Below are 20,347 nucleotides of genomic sequence, written 5' to 3' on the forward strand. Positions count from 1 at the left end.
ATCGGGATTTTATTCTTCCGTAGGGTCCACCAACCCCAAACTCCGACGTATACCCTGTGCATCCAGATCCGGGTAGGCCCGACTCAACAAGTCGATCAACGGCATGATCTGTTCACCCAACTCCGGCAAGAAAGGCTCTAGGCGAAAAGCGTTACCGTGTCGTATTAACGTTAAGGCTTCATCCAATTTGGGACACACCTCCGAGTCCGCCAATACATCCGGCTTGGTTTTATCCGAGGCGCAAATACGGTTCCGACCCTTTTGCTTGGCCAGATAAAGACGCGCATCGGCTATGGCCATCAAGGAATCCACAGTTTCTTCCGGATTACTTAATGAAGCCAGGCCCAGGCTGATGGTGACCGGTATACGATTGCCCTGGCAACGAAATTCCGTGGACTCAACCGCCTTACGTAACCGCTCTGCCAGCACAATAGCTGCCAAACGATTCGTCACCGGAGAAGCCACCACAAATTCCTCGCCACCGATACGGGCCAGCATGTCGTCTTCACGAATCGCCATGCTCAAGACTTTAGCCAGCTCCACCAACACATAATCACCGGTCTGATGGCCGTAGGTGTCGTTAATTTGCTTGAAGTAGTCGATATCCAGCATGATCACGCTGAAATCCTGAGATCGACGCTGCATCTGGGCCAAGGCATAAGCAGCAGAACGGAAAAAATTCCGCCGATTGGGCAAGCGCGTAAGAGAATCCGTATTGGCCTGTTCACGCAGAAATTTACGACTTTCCTCCAGAGCGCTAATGGTTTGCGCCAGTTTTTGGTGCGCCCGCACTCGCGCCAGTAACTCCACCTGATCACTGGTTTTAGTGATAAAGTCATTAGCGCCTTCCACAAAGGCACGTTCACGAGCTTCGGTATCGTTAGCTCCGGTAACCACAATAACCGGCATATTTTGTATCCGGGAAATGTCGCTGCCGCGAATCCGATTAATCAAACCGTAACCGTCCAATTCCGGCATGCTCAAATCAGTTACGACCAATTCAATTTTGGGGTCGTTTTCAATCAAATCCCAGGCAGCCACTCCGTCAGTGGCTTCTATGGCAGTAAATTCGTTTTTCACAGCACGAGTCAGGGTAGCCCGTATGGTAGCGGAGTCATCAACAATAAGAATTTTGGATCGAGCCTGCTTTAGGCTCTTGGGAGCCTCAAGCTCTAAAGTTGCGCTTGCCATTTCGTTTCCATCATACATGCTACAGCGATCCCTGAATGGCTGAATGACTGGAGCCCCACCCCAATTTGGAAACACAAGTTCCGTTTGACGGGCTCCATAAGAAAGTTACTTAAATCAGTCTAGTACAGGTTACGCCGCAACCCAACATTTGCACGGTTACAGTTCTATAACGTCTGCAGTGCAATTTTCCTTTACGCTCAAAGCAATATATCGATGTTTCAGACAAACCCGAACTCAAACGCAATCGGCTGTATTTGCTGAAGTATTTTGGGGTGATTTTGTTGAAACAAAGTCCATAATTGCAGCATAGTTTGAGAACTGCCCGGATAGCACCGATCCGGCGCGATTTCCGCCAAAGGACGCAATATAAACGCATAACGCTTAATTTCTTCTCGCGGAATATCCCAGCCTTCGCTGTGTAAGTTTTGATCACCAAACAGCAGTAAGTCCAGATCCAAGGTACGGGAACAGAATTTCTGCGCTTGTCTTACACGCCCATGCTGATGTTCTATTTCTCGCAAACAATGGTTAATCTGTGACAAGTTCTGCCCCTGAAACCAGACGACCAAATTGTAGAAAGGGTCGCCGTCGAAGCCCTCAGCTGCAGACTCGTACACAGAGGAACATTGCAAGTCGGTAAAGTGCTCCCGCAATGTCCTTACGCCGGAACGGATATTTTTTTCCCGCGCTATATTACTGCCCACACTCACAAACACCTCGACCATCAGGATCGCTCACCTCGTTCAATGATCACACCCACATCACCGGCATAACGCACCGCGCCACACTTATTCAAGCGTAGTCGCAACCAACGCACTCCAAACTCGTTCAGCACAATATTCGCACAATGTTCCGCTAAGGATTCCACCAATTGAAATTCGCTATTTCCAACAAAATCAATCAGTCGTTTGGCTACTGCCTTGTAATCCAAGGTATCTTCGATATTATCGGATTGGGCCGCTGCACGAATATCCGCCGCCATATCCAGATTCAGGGAGACGGTTTGTTTTATTTCGCGTTCCCAATCAAAAATCCCTATAATTGTTTCAATTTTCAGGTCGTGTAAATAAATAATGTCCATTACAGTGTCCAGGCTCAAATTCGGCTGACACTATAACGCGTTGTTCTCACACGGCCAAATACTGAGAGCTGAAAAGCGCACCCTTAACCTAACCCTGTGAAAATCTATGCTTGAATGGTCCGTTGAATTTATCGTAGTTTTCATCGCTGCATACCTATCGGGCTCTGTGTCCGCAGCCATCATTGTGTGTAAACTGATGCGCTTACCGGACCCCCGTTCCCAAGGTTCCCACAACCCCGGAGCCACCAATGTGCTGCGTATTGGCGGCAAAAAAGCCGCTGCCATCACCTTGCTGGGTGACGGCATCAAAGGGGTGATTCCCGTTTTAATTGCCAAGTTCCTGGGATTTTCCCCAGCCCAGTTGTCGCTGGTTGCCATGGCGGCATTTTTAGGGCATTTGTACCCGGTGTTTTTCCAGTTCAAAGGAGGTAAGGGCGTTGCTACCGCTTTTGGTGTGTTCGTGGCCCTATCCTGGCCTGTGGGCTTGACGGCATTGGCAACCTGGTTAGTGGTGGCTTTTGTTTTTAAGGTATCCTCCCTGGCAGCCCTCATCACTGCTTTATTTTGCCCTTTGTATTTCTGGCTACTTGAAACCAGCGGGGTCTATACCGTGATGGCTCTGGTCATCAGCGTGATTCTGACATGGCGGCATCGCTCCAATATTGTTAACTTGATCCAGGGCAGCGAAGAAAAAATTAATGAATGAGCGACCAAACATCTCCAGCATTAGTACAACTTTACAAACTTACGGTTGGTTATATAGTTATCTATGAATAAAGCAGAGCAGTAACGTTGAACCCCAGGACGGGAGCAAGCATGGAAATTTATATCGGCAACATCCCAAAGGGCACACGGCCCGCCGAGGTGAGAAAACTGATAAAAGATTCCGTTAAAGGCTGTATTTTCAACAAGTTATTCGATAGAATTCGCGATTTGGGTCATTTGGACGATGGCATTGGTATAGAGATCGTTCCCAACGATAAGCCCCAGGATAGATCCAAACCACGGTATGGTCGCCTGGTGGTCAGCAGCCACCGACTGGCTCAACTAACCCTAAATTCTTTGAAATCTGCCCAAATAAGGGGGCAAAGCTTGGAAGTACGTCCGTTTTTTAATCGTGATCCGGAAAATGATCGACGCCTCAAGCTGCAAAACCGGCCTAAGACCTGCCGTCGGGTTACGGAAAGACGCCAATAGCCGATACACTCATCATTCTTGCCTGTCACAAGGCCCGCATTGCGGTAAAATACTCTTTTTAAAAATCGAAACCAGACCATGGCGCAACAATTCAAAGCGATCTCCCTGATTTCAGGGGGATTGGATTCCATGTTAGCTACTCGAGCTATCATGGAACAAGGTATACATGTAGAAGGTATTAATTTTTTCACGGGTTTTTGTGTGGAAGGGCATACCCATGCCATACGCAAAAAGGATAAACAGAAACCGAAGAGAAACAATGCCTTATGGGTAGCCGAACAACTGGGCATCAAGCTGCACATCATTGATGTGATAGAGCCTTACAAACAGGTACTACTCAATCCCAAACACGGCTATGGAGCCAATCTCAACCCCTGCCTGGACTGTAAAAGCTTTATGGTGCAAAAAGCTTATGAATGGATCCAGCAGCATCAATTCGATTTCATCATTACCGGAGAAGTGATGGGGCAACGGCCCATGTCCCAGCGGCGTGATACCATGCCGGTAATCCAAAAAGACTCGGGCGCCGGCGACCGCCTGTTACGCCCCTTGTGTGCCAAGAAACTACCCCCCACCCTGCCGGAACGTGAAGGTTGGGTAAACCGGGAACAACTGTTCGACTTTCATGGCCGCGGTCGTAAACCCCAAATGGCACTGGCCCGACAATATGGCATCACGGAGTATGCCCAGCCGGCCGGCGGTTGCTGTTTTCTGACCGATGAATCTTATTCCCACAAACTCGCCGATCTATGGAACTTCAGAGGGAACCGCGACTATGACTTGGACGACATTATGTTATTAAAAGTGGGAAGACACATTCGTCCCAGCGAGCGTTTCAAAATTATAATCAGTCGCGAAGAAGGAGAAACACGTTTTCTGGAAGGCTATCGCAAACAGTTCATCCATTTGCGTACCACCAGTCACGCCGGCCCTTTGGCATTGATGGATGGCATAATTCTAGATGAGGATATAGAGCTGGCAGCTCGCATCGTGGCCCGCTACAGCAAAGGACGGGACGAAACCCATGTCCAAGTGGAAGTAGTGAAAAATGCAGGAAGCAGCCAAACCCTCCATGTGGCCCCCTTATCACCGGAACAAATTCCCCTGGAGTGGTACATATGAGCACACATACGGTGGATGCCAGGCGTTTGTTGTGCCCCATGCCGGTGATACGCACTCAAGATGCGGTAAGTAAACTACAGGCCGGAGATAGAGTCGAAGTAAGCTGTACCGATCCGGGAGCCAAATTGGATATACCTGCGTGGTGCCGTATCAACGGCCACAAAATTATTGAAATCAGCGACGACAGGGACAACATCACCATTACTTTAGAGGTGGGCGGTCTTGGGACATAATCACAGCCACGGGCTGCCGCCTTTACCTCAAACCACAGAGGACCAGGAACGTTACAAGGTCATGCGTAACGTGACTATCGTGGGCGCTGCAGTTAATGTGCTGCTGGCCGTATTGAAAATCGTGTTTGGCATCATTGGCCAGTCCCAGTCTTTGGTTGCCGATGGTGTACATTCGGTTTCAGACTTGATCACCGATGTGATGGTCGTGATAGCCGCCAAGCATTCCAGTCGTGATGCCGACAGCTGCCACCCCTACGGTCATGGCCGCATTGAAACCGTGTTTACCGTCGCCTTAGGCGGATTTCTTCTGGTAGTCGCCGGAGGAATTGCCATTGACGCAGTCATGCGCATTGTGGAGCCGGAACAGTTGCTGCACCCAACCCCCATTACGCTGGTAGTTGCAGCATTTTCCATTTTGGCCAACGAAGGCCTATACCATTACACTGTGAGAATAGGCAATAAAATTCGATCGCCTATGCTGGTGGCCAATGCCTGGCACCACCGCACCGACGCCATCTCCTCCGTTATTGTATTGGTGGGCATTGGCGGCAGCCTCTACGGCATCGAATATCTGGATGCGCTGGCCGCAGCCGGCGTCGCTGTTTTGATTGCCAAAATCGCTTGGAGCCTAACCGCGCAGGGGCTGCGCGAACTGGTGGATACAGCGTTAGACCCGGAACAAGTTAAAGAGATTGAGCGAGTCATCCAAAAGGTTTACGGCGTAAAAGAAATGCATATGCTGCGTACACGCAAAATGGGCAGCGATGCACTGGTGGATGTACACATTCAGGTTGATCCCATGCTCAGTGTATCGGAAGGCCATTTCATCAGTGAGTCCGTTCGTGCCGCACTTATCAAGCATATCGAGGATGTCAGCGATGTCACCGTACACATTGACCCGGAAAACGATGAAACCCAGCAATCCTGCAAGCATTTACCCGACCGGCGTACTGTCATAGAACGACTGCAACAGCAATGGAGCCACCTGGAACCGGCGAAAAGTATTCAGCGAATCACCCTACATTATCTGGACGGCAAAATTGATGTCGAGGTATTATTGCCGCTGAATAATATGAGCCAAAACGAACGGGAGTCCTTTGCCCAATCGCTGCGGCAAATAGCACACAACAGCAACGATATAGCCAATATCAGGGTGATTTACCTCTAACGCACCACTATAGGGCAAAGAGCGTTCTTTTGCACCATAACAGTGCATTACGCCCTCCTAATGTCGCTGGCAAATTGTTCAAGCTATTGAATATTATAATAATTATCCTGTGGCATATTTTCTGCTATCTGGAAGATCATAACTACACACTCTGGTGCGGTACCAGGCCATTAAGATTAGATTGAGGAGGTTATACCCCATGTCCGCTAGCGACGTTTTAAATAAAATGAAAGAAAACGAAGTTAAATTCGTTGATTTTCGTTTCACTGATACAAAAGGCAAGGAACAACACGTATCCGTACCTTCACATACCATCGATGAAGATACGTTCACAGACGGCAAAATGTTTGACGGGTCCTCCATTTCCGGTTGGAAAGGTATTAATGAATCCGACATGATCTTAATGCCCGACCCCTCCACTGCCGTAATGGACCTGTTTTCTGAAGAAAGCACCCTGATTATCCGTTGCGACATCGTGGAACCTTCCACCGGTCAAGGCTATGAGCGTGACCCCCGTTCCGTAGCAGCACGTGCAGAAGCGTATTTGAAATCCACCGGCATTGCCGACACCGCTTTCTTTGGCCCGGAACCGGAATTTTTTATTCTGGATGACGTTCGCTGGGGCGCATCCATGAGCGGCGCCTTCTACAAAGTCGATTCCGAAGAATCCGAGTGGAACTCTGAAAGAGTCTATGAAGACGGTAACATCGGCCATCGCCCCACGGTAAAAGGCGGTTACTTTCCCGTACCTCCGGTAGACTCTTTGCATGACATTCGTTCCGCCATGTGTCTGGCATTGGAAGATATGGGTGTTGCAGTAGAAGTACACCATCACGAAGTGGCTACTGCCGGTCAATGCGAAATCGGCACCAAATTCGACACACTGGTAAAACGTGCCGACCAAAACCAAATCCTGAAATACGTAATTCATAACGTTGCTCATCACTACGGTAAAACAGCGACATTTATGCCCAAACCCCTGGTAGGTGACAACGGTAGCGGCATGCATGTGCATATGTCTCTAGCCAAAGATGGCGTGAATCTGTTCAGCGGTAATGAGTACGGCGGTCTGTCCGAAACCGCTCTGTATTATATCGGCGGTGTTATCAAACACGCTCGCGCCTTGAACGCGCTCACCAACCCATCAACCAACAGCTACAAGCGCCTGGTGCCGGGTTTTGAAGCCCCGGTTATGCTGGCTTACTCTGCTCGTAACCGTTCAGCTTCTATTCGTATTCCTTATGTTTCCAACCCCAAGGCTCGACGAATCGAAGTACGCTTCCCTGACCCCACCGCCAACCCTTATCTGGCGTTTGCAGCTCTGATGATGGCCGGCTTGGACGGCATTCAAAACAAGATCCATCCGGGCGAAGCCATGGACAAAGACTTGTACGATTTACCGCCGGAAGAAGCACGTGAAATTCCTACCGTGTGCCATTCACTGGACCAGGCCCTGGACTGCCTCAGTGCCGACCGTGAATTCCTCAAAGCAGGCGGCGTTTTCACTGATGACATGATTGACGCATACATCCACCTGAAAATGGAAGAAGTTACTCGTATACGCATGACCACTCACCCGGTTGAGTTTGACATGTACTACAGTCTGTAAGCGACGTGAGAAAACCCGGCTCCGCCACGCGGGGCCGGGTTTTTTGTCTCCCACACAAATTCTCGCTCAATTCCCGCATTTGTATTACTACTTAATAGCTTCTCCCTATTGTACCCGCCCCAAGATTTGGGATACCCTAAGCGATAAGGACTCCCAAACCGTGAAACCAAGTTAATGAAATCAAACACTTTTACTGCCAAAACCGCTACAGGCATAGTGCGCATAACCGCCTTTGGCATAACTTTGTTCCTGGCTCAAGCCCAGGCCGCTGTGTACAAGTCTGTGGATGAAAACGGTAATGTCACATACAGCGACATGCCCACATCATCCAGCTCGAAAAAAATTGAAGTACCGCCACAAACCGTGGTCCCCTTCAACCCTCAAAACCTGGAATCCGGTACAACCGATAACTCAACGCAACAACCCGTGAAACGCACAGCATCTTCGCATCAATTACAAATTACTGCGCCTACCCCGGATCAATCCCTGCAGGCCGACCAGGGCAACATCACTCTATCTGCCTCCCTGTCACCCGGATTAGGCGGTAGCCAAGAGCTGGTATTTTTGCTGGACGGCAAAGAAGTCTTTAAAGGCCAGGCCACTCAAACCACTTTGAATAACATCGACCGCGGCACACATACGGTGCAGGCACAATTGCTGGAAAATGGTGCCGTGGTACTCAGTTCAGAAAGTGTAACTTTTCACTTACAACGACCTTCTGTGCTGTTCAATAATGCCAAAGGCGCCAAAACCGCCCCCAAGGCTAAAGCTGCCCCACGAGCCAAAATGGCACCTTAGCCCTCCACTTGCACTAACGCACCAAAATGGTGCATACTTTGCTCCATATTGCAGCCTCTAAGTACCCTGCTGCTTAGCAATATCACTAGATTTGTAGCCATCACCCGATTCGATATCTGTATAAACAACTGATTAATATAATATTATTGTCCTTTCCGCAGTAATCGCCAAGCTTTGCATTAATCTGGTTTGGATTTTGCTACCTATAAAAGTATATGGATAATCAAAAAGTTAGAATGTACCAACTGATTGCAGACAATCTGGGACATGGCTTGCTGTTGCTGGACCATGAACTGCAGGTGCGTTATATGAACCCGGCAGCCGAGATGCTGTTTGAAATCAGCGCCAAACGAGCTTTGTCGACACCCATGCAGGAGCTGGCCCCCGGCAATGGGGCACTGGTACATCGTATTCGTTCTGTGCTGGATGATTCTCACCCATTTTCCGAACACAATGTGGAACTGAGTACCGGAGGCTTTAAAAGCGTTTTGGTGGACTGCCATGTATGCCCTGTTGTAGATGCCGGCCAACAACTGGTTCTGGTAGAACTTCAAGCCACTGAACGAAATTTGCGCATTGCGCGTGAGGAAAGCCAATTTTCCCAAAACAATACCATTCGAGCACTTATCCGAGGCATGGCGCATGAAGTCAAAAATCCTCTGGGGGGAATCCGAGGCGCCGCACAATTGCTGGAGCGTGAACTGCATGATGCCAGCCTGAAAGAATACACCAATATCATCATTAACGAGGCGGACCGCCTGCGCAATCTGGTTGACCGTCTCCTCGGCCCCAGTTCGGCTCCCAACATTGAAATACTGAATATCCACGAAATCACCGAGCATGTACGCCAGATTGTGGAAGTGGCCACTCCACCCAAGGTGCGAATTTATAAAGACTACGACCCCAGTATTCCTGAATTCAAAGCCGACCGCGATCAACTCATACAAGCGGTTCTCAATATTGTGCGCAACGCCTTGCAGGCGATTGGCGAGGAGGGCTGTATTTCGCTCCGAACCCGCTCCTTGCGCCAATTCACCATCGGTCACACTCGTCACAAATTAGTGTGTCAGCTGGATATTGTGGACAACGGGCCTGGAGTCCCTGAACACATGATGGAAAGCATATTTTTCCCCATGATTACCGGTCGTGCGGATGGAACCGGTTTAGGCTTGTCCATCGCCCAATCACTGATACAGCAGATTGGCGGCATCATTTTGTGCCAAAGCAAACCCGGTAACACGGTTTTCAGCATTTTGTTACCCATTACAACCTGAGATAAAGAGAACGCCTCATGAGTAAAGCCAATATTTGGGTCATTGACGATGACCATTCCATACGATGGGTGCTGGAAAAAGCATTAAAACAGGCCAATATAACCGTACGCTCCTTCGACAATGCCATGGAGGTCATCGATCTTCTGGAATTTCGCCAGCCGGATGCCATTATCACTGATGTGCGCATGCCCGGTGTTGACGGCCTGCAATTGCTGGACAACATCAATCAAAACTATCCCGAGTTACCGGTGATTATCATGACCGCCCACTCGGATTTGGACAGTGCCGTTTCCGCTTACCAGGGCGGAGCCTTTGAATACCTTCCCAAACCCTTTGATGTGGATGAAGCGGTGGATCTGGCCCAACGCGCTGTTCAGCACCGCAGCAACGAAACCACAAAACCCCCGGCTCAATTGCACAATGCGCCTGAAATCATTGGCGCGGCTCCTTCCATGCAGGAAGTCTTTCGTGCCATTGGGCGTTTGTCCCGGTCCAAAATCACGGTTCTGATCAACGGCGAATCGGGAACGGGTAAAGAACTGGTGGCCAAGGCCTTACATAAACACAGCCCTCGCGCCGGCAATCCCTTTATCGCCCTAAACACAGCCGCCATACCCAAGGAGTTACTGGAATCCGAATTATTCGGTCATGAAAAAGGCGCTTTTACGGGTGCTCAAAACCAACGCATCGGCCGTTTTGAGCAAGCCAATACCGGCACCCTGTTCCTGGACGAAATCGGCGACATGCCGGCAGAACTGCAAACTCGGTTGCTACGGGTTTTGGCGGACGGGGAGTTTTATCGAGTCGGGGGCCACACGCCTGTTAAAGTGGATGTGCGCATCATAGCGGCTACACACCAAAATCTGGAGCAGCGCGTTAAGGAAGGTCAGTTCCGTGAAGACTTGTTTCACAGACTCAACGTCATCCGGGTACACATGCCCGCTCTGAAAGAGCGACGCGAGGATATTCCGCTGTTGATGAAACATTTTTTACGACTGGCGGCGAAAGAATTAAACATGGAGCCCAAGCGCCTGGACAGTGAAACGGAAGCCTATCTAAGCCGCCTGGATTGGCCAGGCAATGTACGCCAATTGGAAAACACCTGCCGCTGGCTCACGGTCATGTCGCCCAGCCAAATTATAAAAATGGAAGATTTAGCGCCTGAACTAAAGGAAACCACACCGTCCGATAACGCCGGATACAACGACTGGGAACCTGCGTTAAAACGGTGGGCGGATCAAAAACTGGCCCACGGAGAAACGACTTTACTGCGCGAAGCTCTGCCCCGATTCGAACAAATACTGATTGAATCGGCATTGAATTACACCAGCGGACGCAGACAAGATGCAGCCAAATTGCTGGGCTGGGGCAGAAACACGTTAACACGCAAAATCAAGGATCTGGGCATGGAACCGCAGACGGATCCCAGCCAAATACAGACAGTAGGATAGTGCTCAGACTTTTACAAGGCGACCACATCACGGCGTAGGGCAGCTCCAATTGCCATGGTCGCGTATGCCTGCACCTCGCGCTCCAAGCTTATATCGCTGCTGATGATGTCTCTCAAATCCAGCTCCCGACACTCCAGACCCAAATTGCTGGAGAGATATTGCGGTAAAACAGAATCGCTCCAAGGCAGGGGGCATAGCACCAGTCCGGCCACCGGCGGTCGGGAAAAATAGCGATCGTAGTAATCCAAGGAGCGTTGAACCTCCAACACAATGCGGTCCATATTCACTTGTACGCGCTCGAATGCCTCCGTGGATTCGGCAGCAGGCTCCGGATGCAATGTCGTGTGCCCAAATTCCAGCCCCCGCGCAAGATAGAGCGTCGATTCGCAGGTAATTGTAATCAGCCCGTGATTTTGTGCCAGATAGACCAACACCACACCCTGCCGATCTTCCGGTAAACAGGAAGAAATGTTGCGTAGCACCAATTCGGGCACGTCTATCACATTCAAATTGGCGCGACAGGACTGGAGTAACTCCACTTTCCGTTTGATAACGGACATACGGGCCACGACCACATACAAATGGTGTTTCCGATTGTCCGCTCCACTGGGAGGCATATCGAACACATCCAACACGGCATCATCGATATGAAAATCCACCAAATCTTTAATCTGCCAACGTATTGCCGCCTTTAACTCGTTTGGCGGTACATCCGGGGCTTCTACACTTAAAAGTTTGTAGTCGCCAAAATCCACCACCGAGGAACATTCTTCCTGTTTTAAAAAATTCCTGACTTTTTTGGTATTCAATTCTTGGTCAAATGAAAACCCGGGAAGCATTTCCAACTTTTTAAGTCGGGCGCCGCTCTCCTCGTGCTGCAAGCACACCATAGTAAGATTGGTGTCATGTAACACTAGAGAATAGTGATCTTTGTCCTGCTTGGGTAACAGTGAAAACATAAGCATCCTTAGGTTTGCTCAATTACTACAGGCCCCCTGCAACATTAGCGCCAGTCCTCCAGCCCAAAGCACCATTTGTCGGGACTGGTCTGGCCATCGAAAGATTTATACGTTAACTAACAATAAGTTACAACACGCCCCTCAATATTTCCATATAAACAATACAGGATTCACCTTGGTTTCAACATGACTTTTATGTTAATTTGCACTTAAGAAACGGACATTCGTTGCAAAAAGCACCTGGGAAACACAGGACATAACAATAACTAAAACTAAGCGATACACACGGGACCGATAATGGATCAATCCACCACGCTGTATTCGGTTTTTACGGAAATCCAAACCCAGGTAACAAAGTAAGTGTAAAGTAATGAATATCAGGGGACATGTTATGATAAGAGTAAAAGCAACTTCAAAAACCGTTTGGATTTTGGCCTTCACTCTATTATTATCACTGCCGTTTAGCAGCCAAGCTGACAATTATCTCGATGAACTGGAAAAAGAAGCGCAACGTAGCGCTACAAAGTCCAATGCCAAGCTTCCTCCGGTGAAAGCCGAAAAATTGCAAGAGTTTACTCAGCTATTAAAATTCGAACGACCGGCCACGTATAAGTTCTTTAGAAAACTAAGCCTTGAAAACAAGAGCCAGGTGTTGGCGACCTACGGCGAAGACAAAAAATTGTCTGCGGCCAGCAAAAAAATCTTCGATCTCTACTTCGGTCAAAAATAATTCCCGTGTCCGGTTGTTGTTTATGGCGCCGGACTGTGTTGAAATTGGCACATCAACGATATGATTGGGGGCTGTTGATATGCAGTATAACTATAAGAGCGTCGTCTCAATTGGAATAGCACTTTTCGTCAGTTTCACTCCCAACGCCTTTGGCTTGGATGTCAACATTGAAGCGGAAACGCCATTTGTTGAAACGGTGCACGAAGGGGAAATTGTTAGAATTCAACGTATACAGAACCAAAACAACGTTCTAACCGGCGGCTTTTCCAAAACTTCGAGAAAATGCCCGCCGTTTTGCATCCAACCTATGCATGTGGCACCGGGTGTCAACACCATTGGAGAACTGGAATTACTTCAATTTGTAAAAAATCAGCTTAACAATGGAACCGGCGTTTTAGTAGATGCACGCACACCCAGTTGGCACCAAAAAGGCACCATACCGGGTTCTATCAATATTCCTTTCACCACCTTTGATGACGATCAGGACGATCTGGTCAAAAGTGTCGCATTGGGCAAATTAGGCGTGAAAAAACACGCCCGACCGAGCTTTGTGAAAAAACTTTGGAACTCGGTACTAAAACTGACCGGGATGCAAAAGTCCGCCAAATGGGACTTTACTGACGCGAAAGATGTTTTATTGTGGTGTAACGGCATGTGGTGCGGTCAATCACCCAGAGCCATAAAAGGACTGATCAGAATGGGTTACCCACCGGAAAAATTACACTATTATCGCGGCGGCATGCAGTCCTGGCAGTTGTTGGGACTCACGGTAGTAGTACCCAAACAGTAAAGGTAATTAAACAGCGCCACGTTCTAGATGGCGCTGTTTATATGCTGCAGCGGCAATGCTGTGTACTGCAGTTCTACACGACCATCCAGCCCCGAATTACCGGCATCCACCATTATCTGCTCCGGCGGAGCACCATAACGCAGCAAACTTTGAAACACGGTTTCAGACCGCTGCCGATTCAGTTGATCCAATCCATCCAGAGCAACGGATTCCACAGTGTGGCTGACAATCAGCAACAAGCCGGGGTTGGCCGCCAGGAATTTCGCATGCTGGCGCAAGATCCGCAGATCACTGCTACCGATTTCGTACTGACCCGTCGCAAAATTCAACACACATGCTTGGGGTACTCCCGGGGCCTTGGGCATATGGCGAGTCTCAGTAACCAGAGGACTGATCAAGTCTGCAAAGCGAGGATGAGCGTAATCCTCAATAATCGCCTGAACCTTAGTGGCATTTGCAGCATCGTCCAGGGATGTTTCAGACGCTTTGGGCTCACTGGAAAACAAAGCCAACAATGCCAGCGGGAAAGCAATCAGCAAAAACGTATCCACTATTCGAGTCATATTAAAAGTCATGGCCTTTCTCCCATTTAAGTTCTTATGATGTATTAAACACGGGAAAAATATTTTTCCGGCGTTGGACAAGGGCCAAACGGTTATGAATTCTGATGAAATCTGACAGGCGTTAAGGCGGTACGGAGGCAAAAAAAAGCCCTGAGGTTCAGGGCTTTTGCATGGGGGGATACTACTTTTATTATAATTACCCTGCTAGAGGGAAAAATTCTTAAGATTTGAATGCATCTTTGATGACCGTCAGCAAAATAATTCCCGCTACAGTGAATGCAATAACGTAACCGTAATCCATAACCACTCCTCTATAAACATTTAATCCACGCGAGCATCGCGTAGGACAATGCCTACACATACCGCATTTCAAAAATATATGACACTATTATTTCCATGTCAATATAGTGGTTATAAAGAGTTTATATGGCTAATTTCCTGATTATTTAACTAAAATATTTTTATTCTTTGATATTCATTGGTTTTTTATATGGATATAAATTGAGCAATAAAATCATTTTATTGAACAACATTTTTACTGAAATTCCTGCTTCTCTACTTCCAAAAACATCCGATTTACATTAATCCCAAAGCGCTCCTTAAATCCCGACATGGAGCGATACTGACCCACGTCGATTTTGTCTTTCATTTCATAATCAGCCAAACCCTGCTCGAAGAATTTTTCCACCTGTTGTTGCAACAGCGTCAAGTAGTTGCGCATGTATTGAATCCCCTGCTTATCAGTCACAGGGCCATGACCGGGAATCACATGCATAACATCGAGATTAATTAGCTCATCCAAAGCCCTGGCATTACCTAAGGGGCTGGCATCCTGAAAACCGGGGGTACGCAAATAAAATAGCACGTCGCCGGCGATCAGAATTTTTTCCTGAGGTAAGTGCAATATTAAATCACCTTGAGTGTGGGCATGGGGTGGATGCAACACTTTGATTTCCACACCACCAACGGTGAAGGTTTCACCCCCTTGCAGTGCGGTGGTTGGCAACACAACTTTGGTGCCCTTGTTGCCACCTTTGGTCATATCCGCAATTATTTTCAGCCAGCGCTCACCGATCTCTGCAGCCGTGTCTAACATATAAGCATGACCCAATAACTTGGGAGGAGGTGATAACTCTGCGAATGCATGGTTACCCATCCAGTGGTCCGCATGATGATGGGTGTTAAATACATGGGATACCGGCTTATCACTCACTTTGCGAATTTGTTCCAGTATCATTCGCCCCACCTGCAGAGACCCTCCGGGATCAACCACAACGACAGACGTGTCTGTCACAATAAACACACTGTTACAAATAAATCCGGTATTGGTTTCATTGGGCACATCCATGTCCCCTACCAAAGCAAACACTCGGGGGGACACCTGATTGACGTTGGGGTTGTGCAAGCCCGGGGTTTGGTTTTGCGCCGCAAATGCGACTCCCGCTACGATCATGTAGATCACAGTCAATAAAATAAAACCGATTTTTTTCCGCCTCACGATCCGCCTCCTAGAATTGCAGCCAAAATTTATTACACAAAAGTAGCCTAGTTGCTCCTGGCGGGGTAAGAGCTAAAAGAAAAAATGACAATAAGGTGACAATAATTCAATGTCGGAGTGAAGGAATGAAAGGTGGGTGGTTATTTACATAACCACCCGAGGACAAGTCCCAGCAAAAAGATCAGTGCATACCATGTTGGTTTAAGTGTGAACTATACTTGGTATCCACCCCTTTAATATGACCTTCTAACCAGTCCTTGAGAAAACCAATTGCATTTTCCGCAGCTCCGGATTTTCCTGCATTGATATCCGAATACAGCGTTTGGGCTCGATCCACCAGAGTTGAATGCAACAGCATGTGCTTTTCTATATCAGGGTAACCGTATTTTTTTAAATAGTGCTCCTCAATTTTAAAATGTGTCTGGGTGTAATCCAGCACTTGTTTGAACACCGTCGATAACGTGCTCGTATCCTTTTTAGCTTGCACTACATCATAGAACTTGTTAATAATGGCGAACAAGTTTTGGTGTTGCGTATCCAGCATGTCGACGTTAACGCTATAGGATTTATCCCAATTTATTTTTTCCATTGCTTTCTCCTGCAAGATTCATTTCACAGTGAAAATTACGGGATTTCAGCCTCAATCTTTAACAAAGTTTTAACAAAAAAATATGAGAAATCCTAAACATCTCCAACCATTAACCTAGTATTTCTCTATGTTATTTAAATTTGCCTTCATTGCGCACCTGAGATAATGCGGAGGCCAGCAAACCGGTAGGCACAGCCACTACTCCAAGCCCGACCATTAGAACAAAAAAGGTAAACACACGCCCACCTATGGTGACAGGGTACATATCACCATAACCCACCGTGGTTAATGTTGTCACCGCCCACCAAAGGCTATGAAACACCGACTGATAATGTTGCGGTTGAGCCGCGCTCTCAAAGTAATAAATGCCCACTGCAGACAGATACAACACAATCAACGTAACAAAACCAAACAGCACTAATTCCTCTTTCACCAGAAGCAACGCCCTGCGGTAGCGCTTCACGGCCTGACTGTATTTCAACAGTTTCAGAATTCTCACCAGCCGCAAAAACCGGAATACCCGTACCGTACGTAAATCCAAACCGGTCGCCAAATAAAAGGGTAGTATGGCGATCAAATCCACTAAACCAAAAAAACTAAATATAAATTTGAGTTTCTGAGGAGCGACATAAATCCGCAAAACATACTCTAGGGAAAATACGGCGACAGTGAACACTTCTATCCACTGCAACCATTGTTTGGTCCATGGCGACAAATCGGGCAGAGTGTCGACCGAAAATGTAATTAAGGATAGAATGATTAGAAACTGCACAGAAAAGGTAAACACACGGCCGGATAGGTGTTCCGTACTGTTCACCATTTGTGCAATGATGCGTTTTTCCAATATTGCCATCGGCACTATCTCCAGAGTCTGAGAAGCGCCTAATTTTGAAGCATGGAACCTATTTTAACAAATAGCCGGGCAAGCACACCCTCACACCTTAATATAGGTCCATCCAGTCTTGATGCGTCTTACAATTCGGTCCAGGGCCGTAGGTACCAGAACCGCTTCGGGTAATAATTCAATTGGTCGTCCTTCCCGTTGTCGCGCATTTTCTCTGGACTGGCCACATGCCAGGAAAGTCACGTTATCGTAGGTACTGGCCAGATACCGTACTTTCAATGCAAAAGGCGAGCTTTGTCTCAATACATCCAAGCCTTTGGAGTTCACCACAATTTCTACATCCAAGGGCGAGTGTAACTGCCGATGCTTGAGCAATAAACGCTCCGCCTCTACCAATGCCAACTCGACACTGGGGGCATCCATGGTACTGACATGAAACAGCACCTTTTGTTTTGAATCAGCATACTGTAACGCTTTCTCCGCAGCCACTTGCAACGGAGTTGTAACAACACTGAGATGCAACCACCATCCCAGGCTAAATCCCAATACCAGCAATACGCCGGCGGCAAACGTAATTTTTGCCCTGTTACGCGAGTTACGCTGAGGTGTCAACAAAGGTTGAGGCGGGCTATTATAAACCAGACTCACCATCTCTTTGATACCGCGCAATTGATTGACTCTATCCCGTAGCTCGGTATCTTTTTGCATTAGAACTAACATCCGCGCACGTTCTTCCGGGGCCAATTGGGCATCGATAAATGCATTTATTTTTTCATCAGAGATCAAATCATCTCGACTCATTTTATTCTCCGAACATGTTCACTGCTTTTGACTGCATTAGGTTTACTCGTAATATCCATCGTTTCAAACACGACTTTTAATTTATTTCTGGCCCGACACACCCGGCTCATGACCGTGCCTATGGGCACACCAACAATTTCCGCCACTTCGCTGTAACTAAAACCTTCCAAATCGATCAGCGTAATAATCTGACGCTGCTCCAGAGGCAACTGAGTCAAAGCGCTCTGCACTTTACGCACCACTTCATTTTGGTACTGGTCCGTTTCCGGGGTGCGGTAATCCACCAACTGATGTTCATCGGTCAACTCCTGTAAGTGTTTGTTTTGCCTGCAGACGTCATACCAACAATTGGAGAGAATCCGAAACAACCAAGCATCCAGGGCCTGAATGTCTTGTAACTGCTTATACTTACGTATTGCCCGACTGGCAGTTTCCTGAACCAGATCCCTAGACAAATGGGGATCATGAGTCCAGGCATAGGCCACCCGATACATTCGGTCCCAGCGAGACTCTATTTGTTCTAAAACACGTTTTTTAAAAAATATGGGATTCATTTATTAGCCTTGTCTTCATATTAAGACGTAGTTTCATCAGAATTATTCCAAAAAAATACATTTTTTTCACAATGGCGGGAATAAAAACCAAGCTAGATGCGTCTATTTAAAACACGTGCTACTATGCGCACGGTAATCATGTCAAATATTACTATTAAATGACTACGCCAACTTTTGGAGGGTAAACCTGATGCATTACACAAAACTATTACAAAACAAAGGGATAATCGCCGCACTACTGTTACTGTGTGCACCTATGCTGGCCGTTGCTGGTGACTTTGAAGCCAAGCACAAGCTGGTCATTCAAGTAAGTACCGATGACGCTCGCACCCAAAAAATCGCTTTGAACAATGCGGTAAATGTTCAAAAATTGTACGGAATGGACAATGTGGACGTTGAAATCGTTGCCTATGGACCCGGTCTGGGCTTACTGACGGCAAAAAGCAAAGAAGCCGGCCGTGTAAAAAGCCTGGCACAACAAAACATCACTTTCAGCGCTTGTGGCAACACCATGAAAAAAGTGGAAAAGAAAACCGGTAAAGCACCTAAATTGACCGAAGGTGTTAAAGTGGTTAATGCTGGCGTTGTCCGCATTATGGAACTGCAATCTCAAGGATATGCTTATATCCGCCCTTAATCCGGGAAATTCCGTATTAGGATAGAACCGCCACATTGCTATGTGGCGGTTTTTTAATGCCTTTTCATTTATCCCAGCCAGAGCCAAGGTCAGGACCTTGCCTCCAAAACGGTTTTCAAATTCACCAAGCCCTGCTGTAAGTCCTCTCCCACTTCCTGGTCCATATTCATAAACAATAGGAAAATACTGAAAGGATATGGCATCTTACCTCGAAACACCCAAGTGACCCGCGTGTTACCCCCAGCCTGTTTCTCGGTACCCATATAGCTGACATTAACCGAGTCAAACGGCTTATAAAACCGCACTTCTGTTTCTATGCTAACCCCTTCCTCAATTCTGACAATTTCCTGTTCGCCTTTGCCCACATGTCTTTTAGTGCTATCCCAGGCGTAGACAAAACCTTTGCGGCCATCCTCACCACGATAGGCCTTTTTCATGTCCGGATCCAATTTAGCCCAGACGCTATAGTTAGATTGATTCTTTAAATGCTTGATGTAATTAAATACATATGTGATATCGCGATTAACCACAATATTGCGTTCCAATTCATACTCACCGGGGACCACGGCTGCAATTATCAAGACCGCCAACACCATGGCTACAAGCAGTGATACAAACAACTTTAACAAAATTTTCATAGAGAACTTCCCAACCGTGTATACTTAGTACTGGCCATTCAAAACTTGAGATTAGAAAAATGAGCCATTTTACTGAAATGCTGGTATGTTGGAAATGCGGCGCCGAAATACAGGGTGAACCCTTGCCGTTGGCCCGTTCCGCAGCATGCAAACAGTGCTCAGCCGATCTTCTGGTCTGCAAGATGTGCCTGTACTACGACACAGGAAAAGCCAAATCCTGCGCCGAACCCATTGCCGAAGAAGTACGGGATAAGGAGCGCGCCAATTTTTGTGACTATTTCTCCCTCAAGTCAGGCGCTCACAATACGACTCAACAAAAACAACAGCAGGATGCACGGCAACAGTTGGAAGCGTTGTTTGGTAACAAAGGAGAACCGGAATCCAAGCCGCCCCAAAATCCACGCGATGCGTTGGAAGCACTATTTAAGAAGAAAGACTAAGCCGCGTCGCAACTCAAATTGCCGTTCCGAATCGATTTGAATAGGTTTACCTAAGGAACCTCTGATTAACTCCGTGAATGGCATATATGAGGCCTAAATTGTCAATTGCTTCGTTGAAAAACTTGAAAATATTCCCGATATTCCCTGCGTTTTTCGCCTCGCACTTACCAATTTATTCCT

24 protein-coding genes are annotated in these 20,347 nt (G+C 47.5%); 13 read left to right on the forward strand and 11 right to left on the reverse strand.

The window, feature by feature from the left end; translation table 11 throughout:
* Positions 1-9: 9 nt before the first annotated feature.
* From OEY58_14735 to folB, 3 genes are all read right to left on the reverse strand, one after another.
* Positions 10-1,191, reverse strand: coding sequence for a diguanylate cyclase (locus OEY58_14735; protein ID MDH5326710.1), 1,182 nt, complete (start codon positions 1,189-1,191; stop codon positions 10-12).
* Between the two features lie 218 nt (positions 1,192-1,409).
* Positions 1,410-1,916, reverse strand: a complete 507-nt coding sequence (gene folK / locus OEY58_14740) for a 2-amino-4-hydroxy-6-hydroxymethyldihydropteridine diphosphokinase (protein MDH5326711.1) — start codon at positions 1,914-1,916, stop codon at positions 1,410-1,412.
* On the reverse strand, positions 1,916-2,272 hold the full coding sequence (folB, locus tag OEY58_14745) for a dihydroneopterin aldolase (protein ID MDH5326712.1): 357 nt from the start codon (positions 2,270-2,272) through the stop codon (positions 1,916-1,918). The genes folK and folB overlap by 1 nt, the downstream gene beginning before the upstream one ends.
* 106 nt (positions 2,273-2,378) lie before the next feature.
* Here folB and plsY point away from each other — a divergent pair, with 106 nt between their 5' ends.
* The 9 genes from plsY to ntrC all read left to right on the forward strand — a co-directional run bounded on the left by plsY (position 2,379) and on the right by ntrC (position 11,124).
* Positions 2,379-2,978: a glycerol-3-phosphate 1-O-acyltransferase PlsY gene (plsY, locus tag OEY58_14750; GenBank protein MDH5326713.1), complete on the forward strand. Its 600-nt coding sequence runs from the start codon at positions 2,379-2,381 to the stop codon at positions 2,976-2,978.
* 110 nt (positions 2,979-3,088) lie between these two features.
* Positions 3,089-3,469 carry a hypothetical protein gene (locus tag OEY58_14755; GenBank protein ID MDH5326714.1) on the forward strand — a complete coding sequence of 127 codons (381 nt, stop codon included), beginning with the start codon at positions 3,089-3,091 and terminating at the stop codon, positions 3,467-3,469.
* Between the two features lie 78 nt (positions 3,470-3,547).
* Positions 3,548-4,591 carry a tRNA (5-methylaminomethyl-2-thiouridylate)-methyltransferase gene (locus OEY58_14760; protein MDH5326715.1) on the forward strand — a complete coding sequence of 348 codons (1,044 nt, stop codon included), beginning with the start codon at positions 3,548-3,550 and terminating at the stop codon, positions 4,589-4,591.
* Positions 4,588-4,824: a sulfurtransferase TusA family protein gene (locus OEY58_14765; GenBank protein ID MDH5326716.1), complete on the forward strand. Its 237-nt coding sequence runs from the start codon at positions 4,588-4,590 to the stop codon at positions 4,822-4,824. The genes OEY58_14760 and OEY58_14765 overlap by 4 nt, the downstream gene beginning before the upstream one ends.
* Positions 4,814-5,992 (forward strand): cation diffusion facilitator family transporter, encoded by a 1,179-nt coding sequence (locus OEY58_14770; protein ID MDH5326717.1) that lies wholly within the window; start codon positions 4,814-4,816, stop codon positions 5,990-5,992. Before OEY58_14765 ends, OEY58_14770 begins: the two co-directional genes overlap by 11 nt.
* Positions 5,993-6,191: 199 nt before the next feature.
* Complete coding sequence (gene glnA / locus OEY58_14775; protein MDH5326718.1) at positions 6,192-7,601, forward strand: glutamate--ammonia ligase; 1,410 nt, start codon at positions 6,192-6,194, stop codon at positions 7,599-7,601.
* A gap of 174 nt (positions 7,602-7,775) precedes the next feature.
* Complete coding sequence (locus tag OEY58_14780) at positions 7,776-8,399, forward strand: DUF4124 domain-containing protein (GenBank protein MDH5326719.1); 624 nt, start codon at positions 7,776-7,778, stop codon at positions 8,397-8,399.
* 215 nt (positions 8,400-8,614) lie between these two features.
* Positions 8,615-9,673: a nitrogen regulation protein NR(II) gene (gene glnL / locus OEY58_14785; GenBank protein ID MDH5326720.1), complete on the forward strand. Its 1,059-nt coding sequence runs from the start codon at positions 8,615-8,617 to the stop codon at positions 9,671-9,673.
* Positions 9,674-9,690: 17 nt separating this feature from the next.
* Positions 9,691-11,124 (forward strand): nitrogen regulation protein NR(I), encoded by a 1,434-nt coding sequence (ntrC, locus tag OEY58_14790; protein MDH5326721.1) that lies wholly within the window; start codon positions 9,691-9,693, stop codon positions 11,122-11,124.
* 11 nt (positions 11,125-11,135) lie between these two features.
* Here the strand turns inward: ntrC and OEY58_14795 are convergent, their stop codons facing one another.
* Positions 11,136-12,083: a hypothetical protein gene (locus OEY58_14795; protein ID MDH5326722.1), complete on the reverse strand. Its 948-nt coding sequence runs from the start codon at positions 12,081-12,083 to the stop codon at positions 11,136-11,138.
* A gap of 391 nt (positions 12,084-12,474) precedes the next feature.
* Here OEY58_14795 and OEY58_14800 point away from each other — a divergent pair, with 391 nt between their 5' ends.
* On the forward strand, positions 12,475-12,813 hold the full coding sequence (locus OEY58_14800) for a hypothetical protein (GenBank protein MDH5326723.1): 339 nt from the start codon (positions 12,475-12,477) through the stop codon (positions 12,811-12,813).
* A gap of 79 nt (positions 12,814-12,892) precedes the next feature.
* Positions 12,893-13,603, forward strand: coding sequence for a rhodanese-like domain-containing protein (locus OEY58_14805; GenBank protein ID MDH5326724.1), 711 nt, complete (start codon positions 12,893-12,895; stop codon positions 13,601-13,603).
* A gap of 23 nt (positions 13,604-13,626) precedes the next feature.
* Here the strand turns inward: OEY58_14805 and OEY58_14810 are convergent, their stop codons facing one another.
* The 6 genes from OEY58_14810 to OEY58_14835 form a co-directional block, all read right to left on the reverse strand.
* Positions 13,627-14,178, reverse strand: coding sequence for a hypothetical protein (locus tag OEY58_14810; protein ID MDH5326725.1), 552 nt, complete (start codon positions 14,176-14,178; stop codon positions 13,627-13,629).
* Between the two features lie 523 nt (positions 14,179-14,701).
* Positions 14,702-15,664, reverse strand: coding sequence for an MBL fold metallo-hydrolase (locus OEY58_14815; GenBank protein MDH5326726.1), 963 nt, complete (start codon positions 15,662-15,664; stop codon positions 14,702-14,704).
* Positions 15,665-15,845: 181 nt separating this feature from the next.
* The gene (locus OEY58_14820) at positions 15,846-16,253 is read right to left on the reverse strand and encodes a bacteriohemerythrin (GenBank protein MDH5326727.1); all 408 of its coding nucleotides are present in this window, start codon (positions 16,251-16,253) and stop codon (positions 15,846-15,848) included.
* A 130-nt stretch (positions 16,254-16,383) separates the two neighbouring features.
* Entirely contained in the window at positions 16,384-17,106 is a 723-nt protein-coding gene (locus OEY58_14825) for an ion transporter (protein MDH5326728.1), read from the reverse strand.
* Positions 17,107-17,187: 81 nt separating this feature from the next.
* Positions 17,188-17,898: a hypothetical protein gene (locus OEY58_14830; protein MDH5326729.1), complete on the reverse strand. Its 711-nt coding sequence runs from the start codon at positions 17,896-17,898 to the stop codon at positions 17,188-17,190.
* Positions 17,895-18,452, reverse strand: coding sequence for an RNA polymerase sigma factor (locus tag OEY58_14835; GenBank protein ID MDH5326730.1), 558 nt, complete (start codon positions 18,450-18,452; stop codon positions 17,895-17,897). The genes OEY58_14830 and OEY58_14835 overlap by 4 nt, the downstream gene beginning before the upstream one ends.
* Positions 18,453-18,642: 190 nt before the next feature.
* On the opposite strand from OEY58_14835, the gene OEY58_14840 reads away from it, so the two are divergent.
* A complete protein-coding gene (locus OEY58_14840) occupies positions 18,643-19,089 on the forward strand; it encodes a DsrE family protein (GenBank protein ID MDH5326731.1) in 447 nt (148 codons plus the stop codon).
* Between the two features lie 89 nt (positions 19,090-19,178).
* Here OEY58_14840 and OEY58_14845 read toward each other — a convergent pair whose 3' ends face one another.
* Positions 19,179-19,727, reverse strand: coding sequence for an SRPBCC family protein (locus tag OEY58_14845; protein ID MDH5326732.1), 549 nt, complete (start codon positions 19,725-19,727; stop codon positions 19,179-19,181).
* 59 nt (positions 19,728-19,786) lie between these two features.
* Here OEY58_14845 and OEY58_14850 point away from each other — a divergent pair, with 59 nt between their 5' ends.
* Complete coding sequence (locus OEY58_14850; protein MDH5326733.1) at positions 19,787-20,167, forward strand: hypothetical protein; 381 nt, start codon at positions 19,787-19,789, stop codon at positions 20,165-20,167.
* The last annotated feature ends 180 nt before the right edge of the window (positions 20,168-20,347 follow it).

The sequence above is a fragment of the Gammaproteobacteria bacterium genome, assembly GCA_029882975.1.
Classification (GTDB): Bacteria; Pseudomonadota; Gammaproteobacteria; order SZUA-152; family SZUA-152; genus JAJDNG01.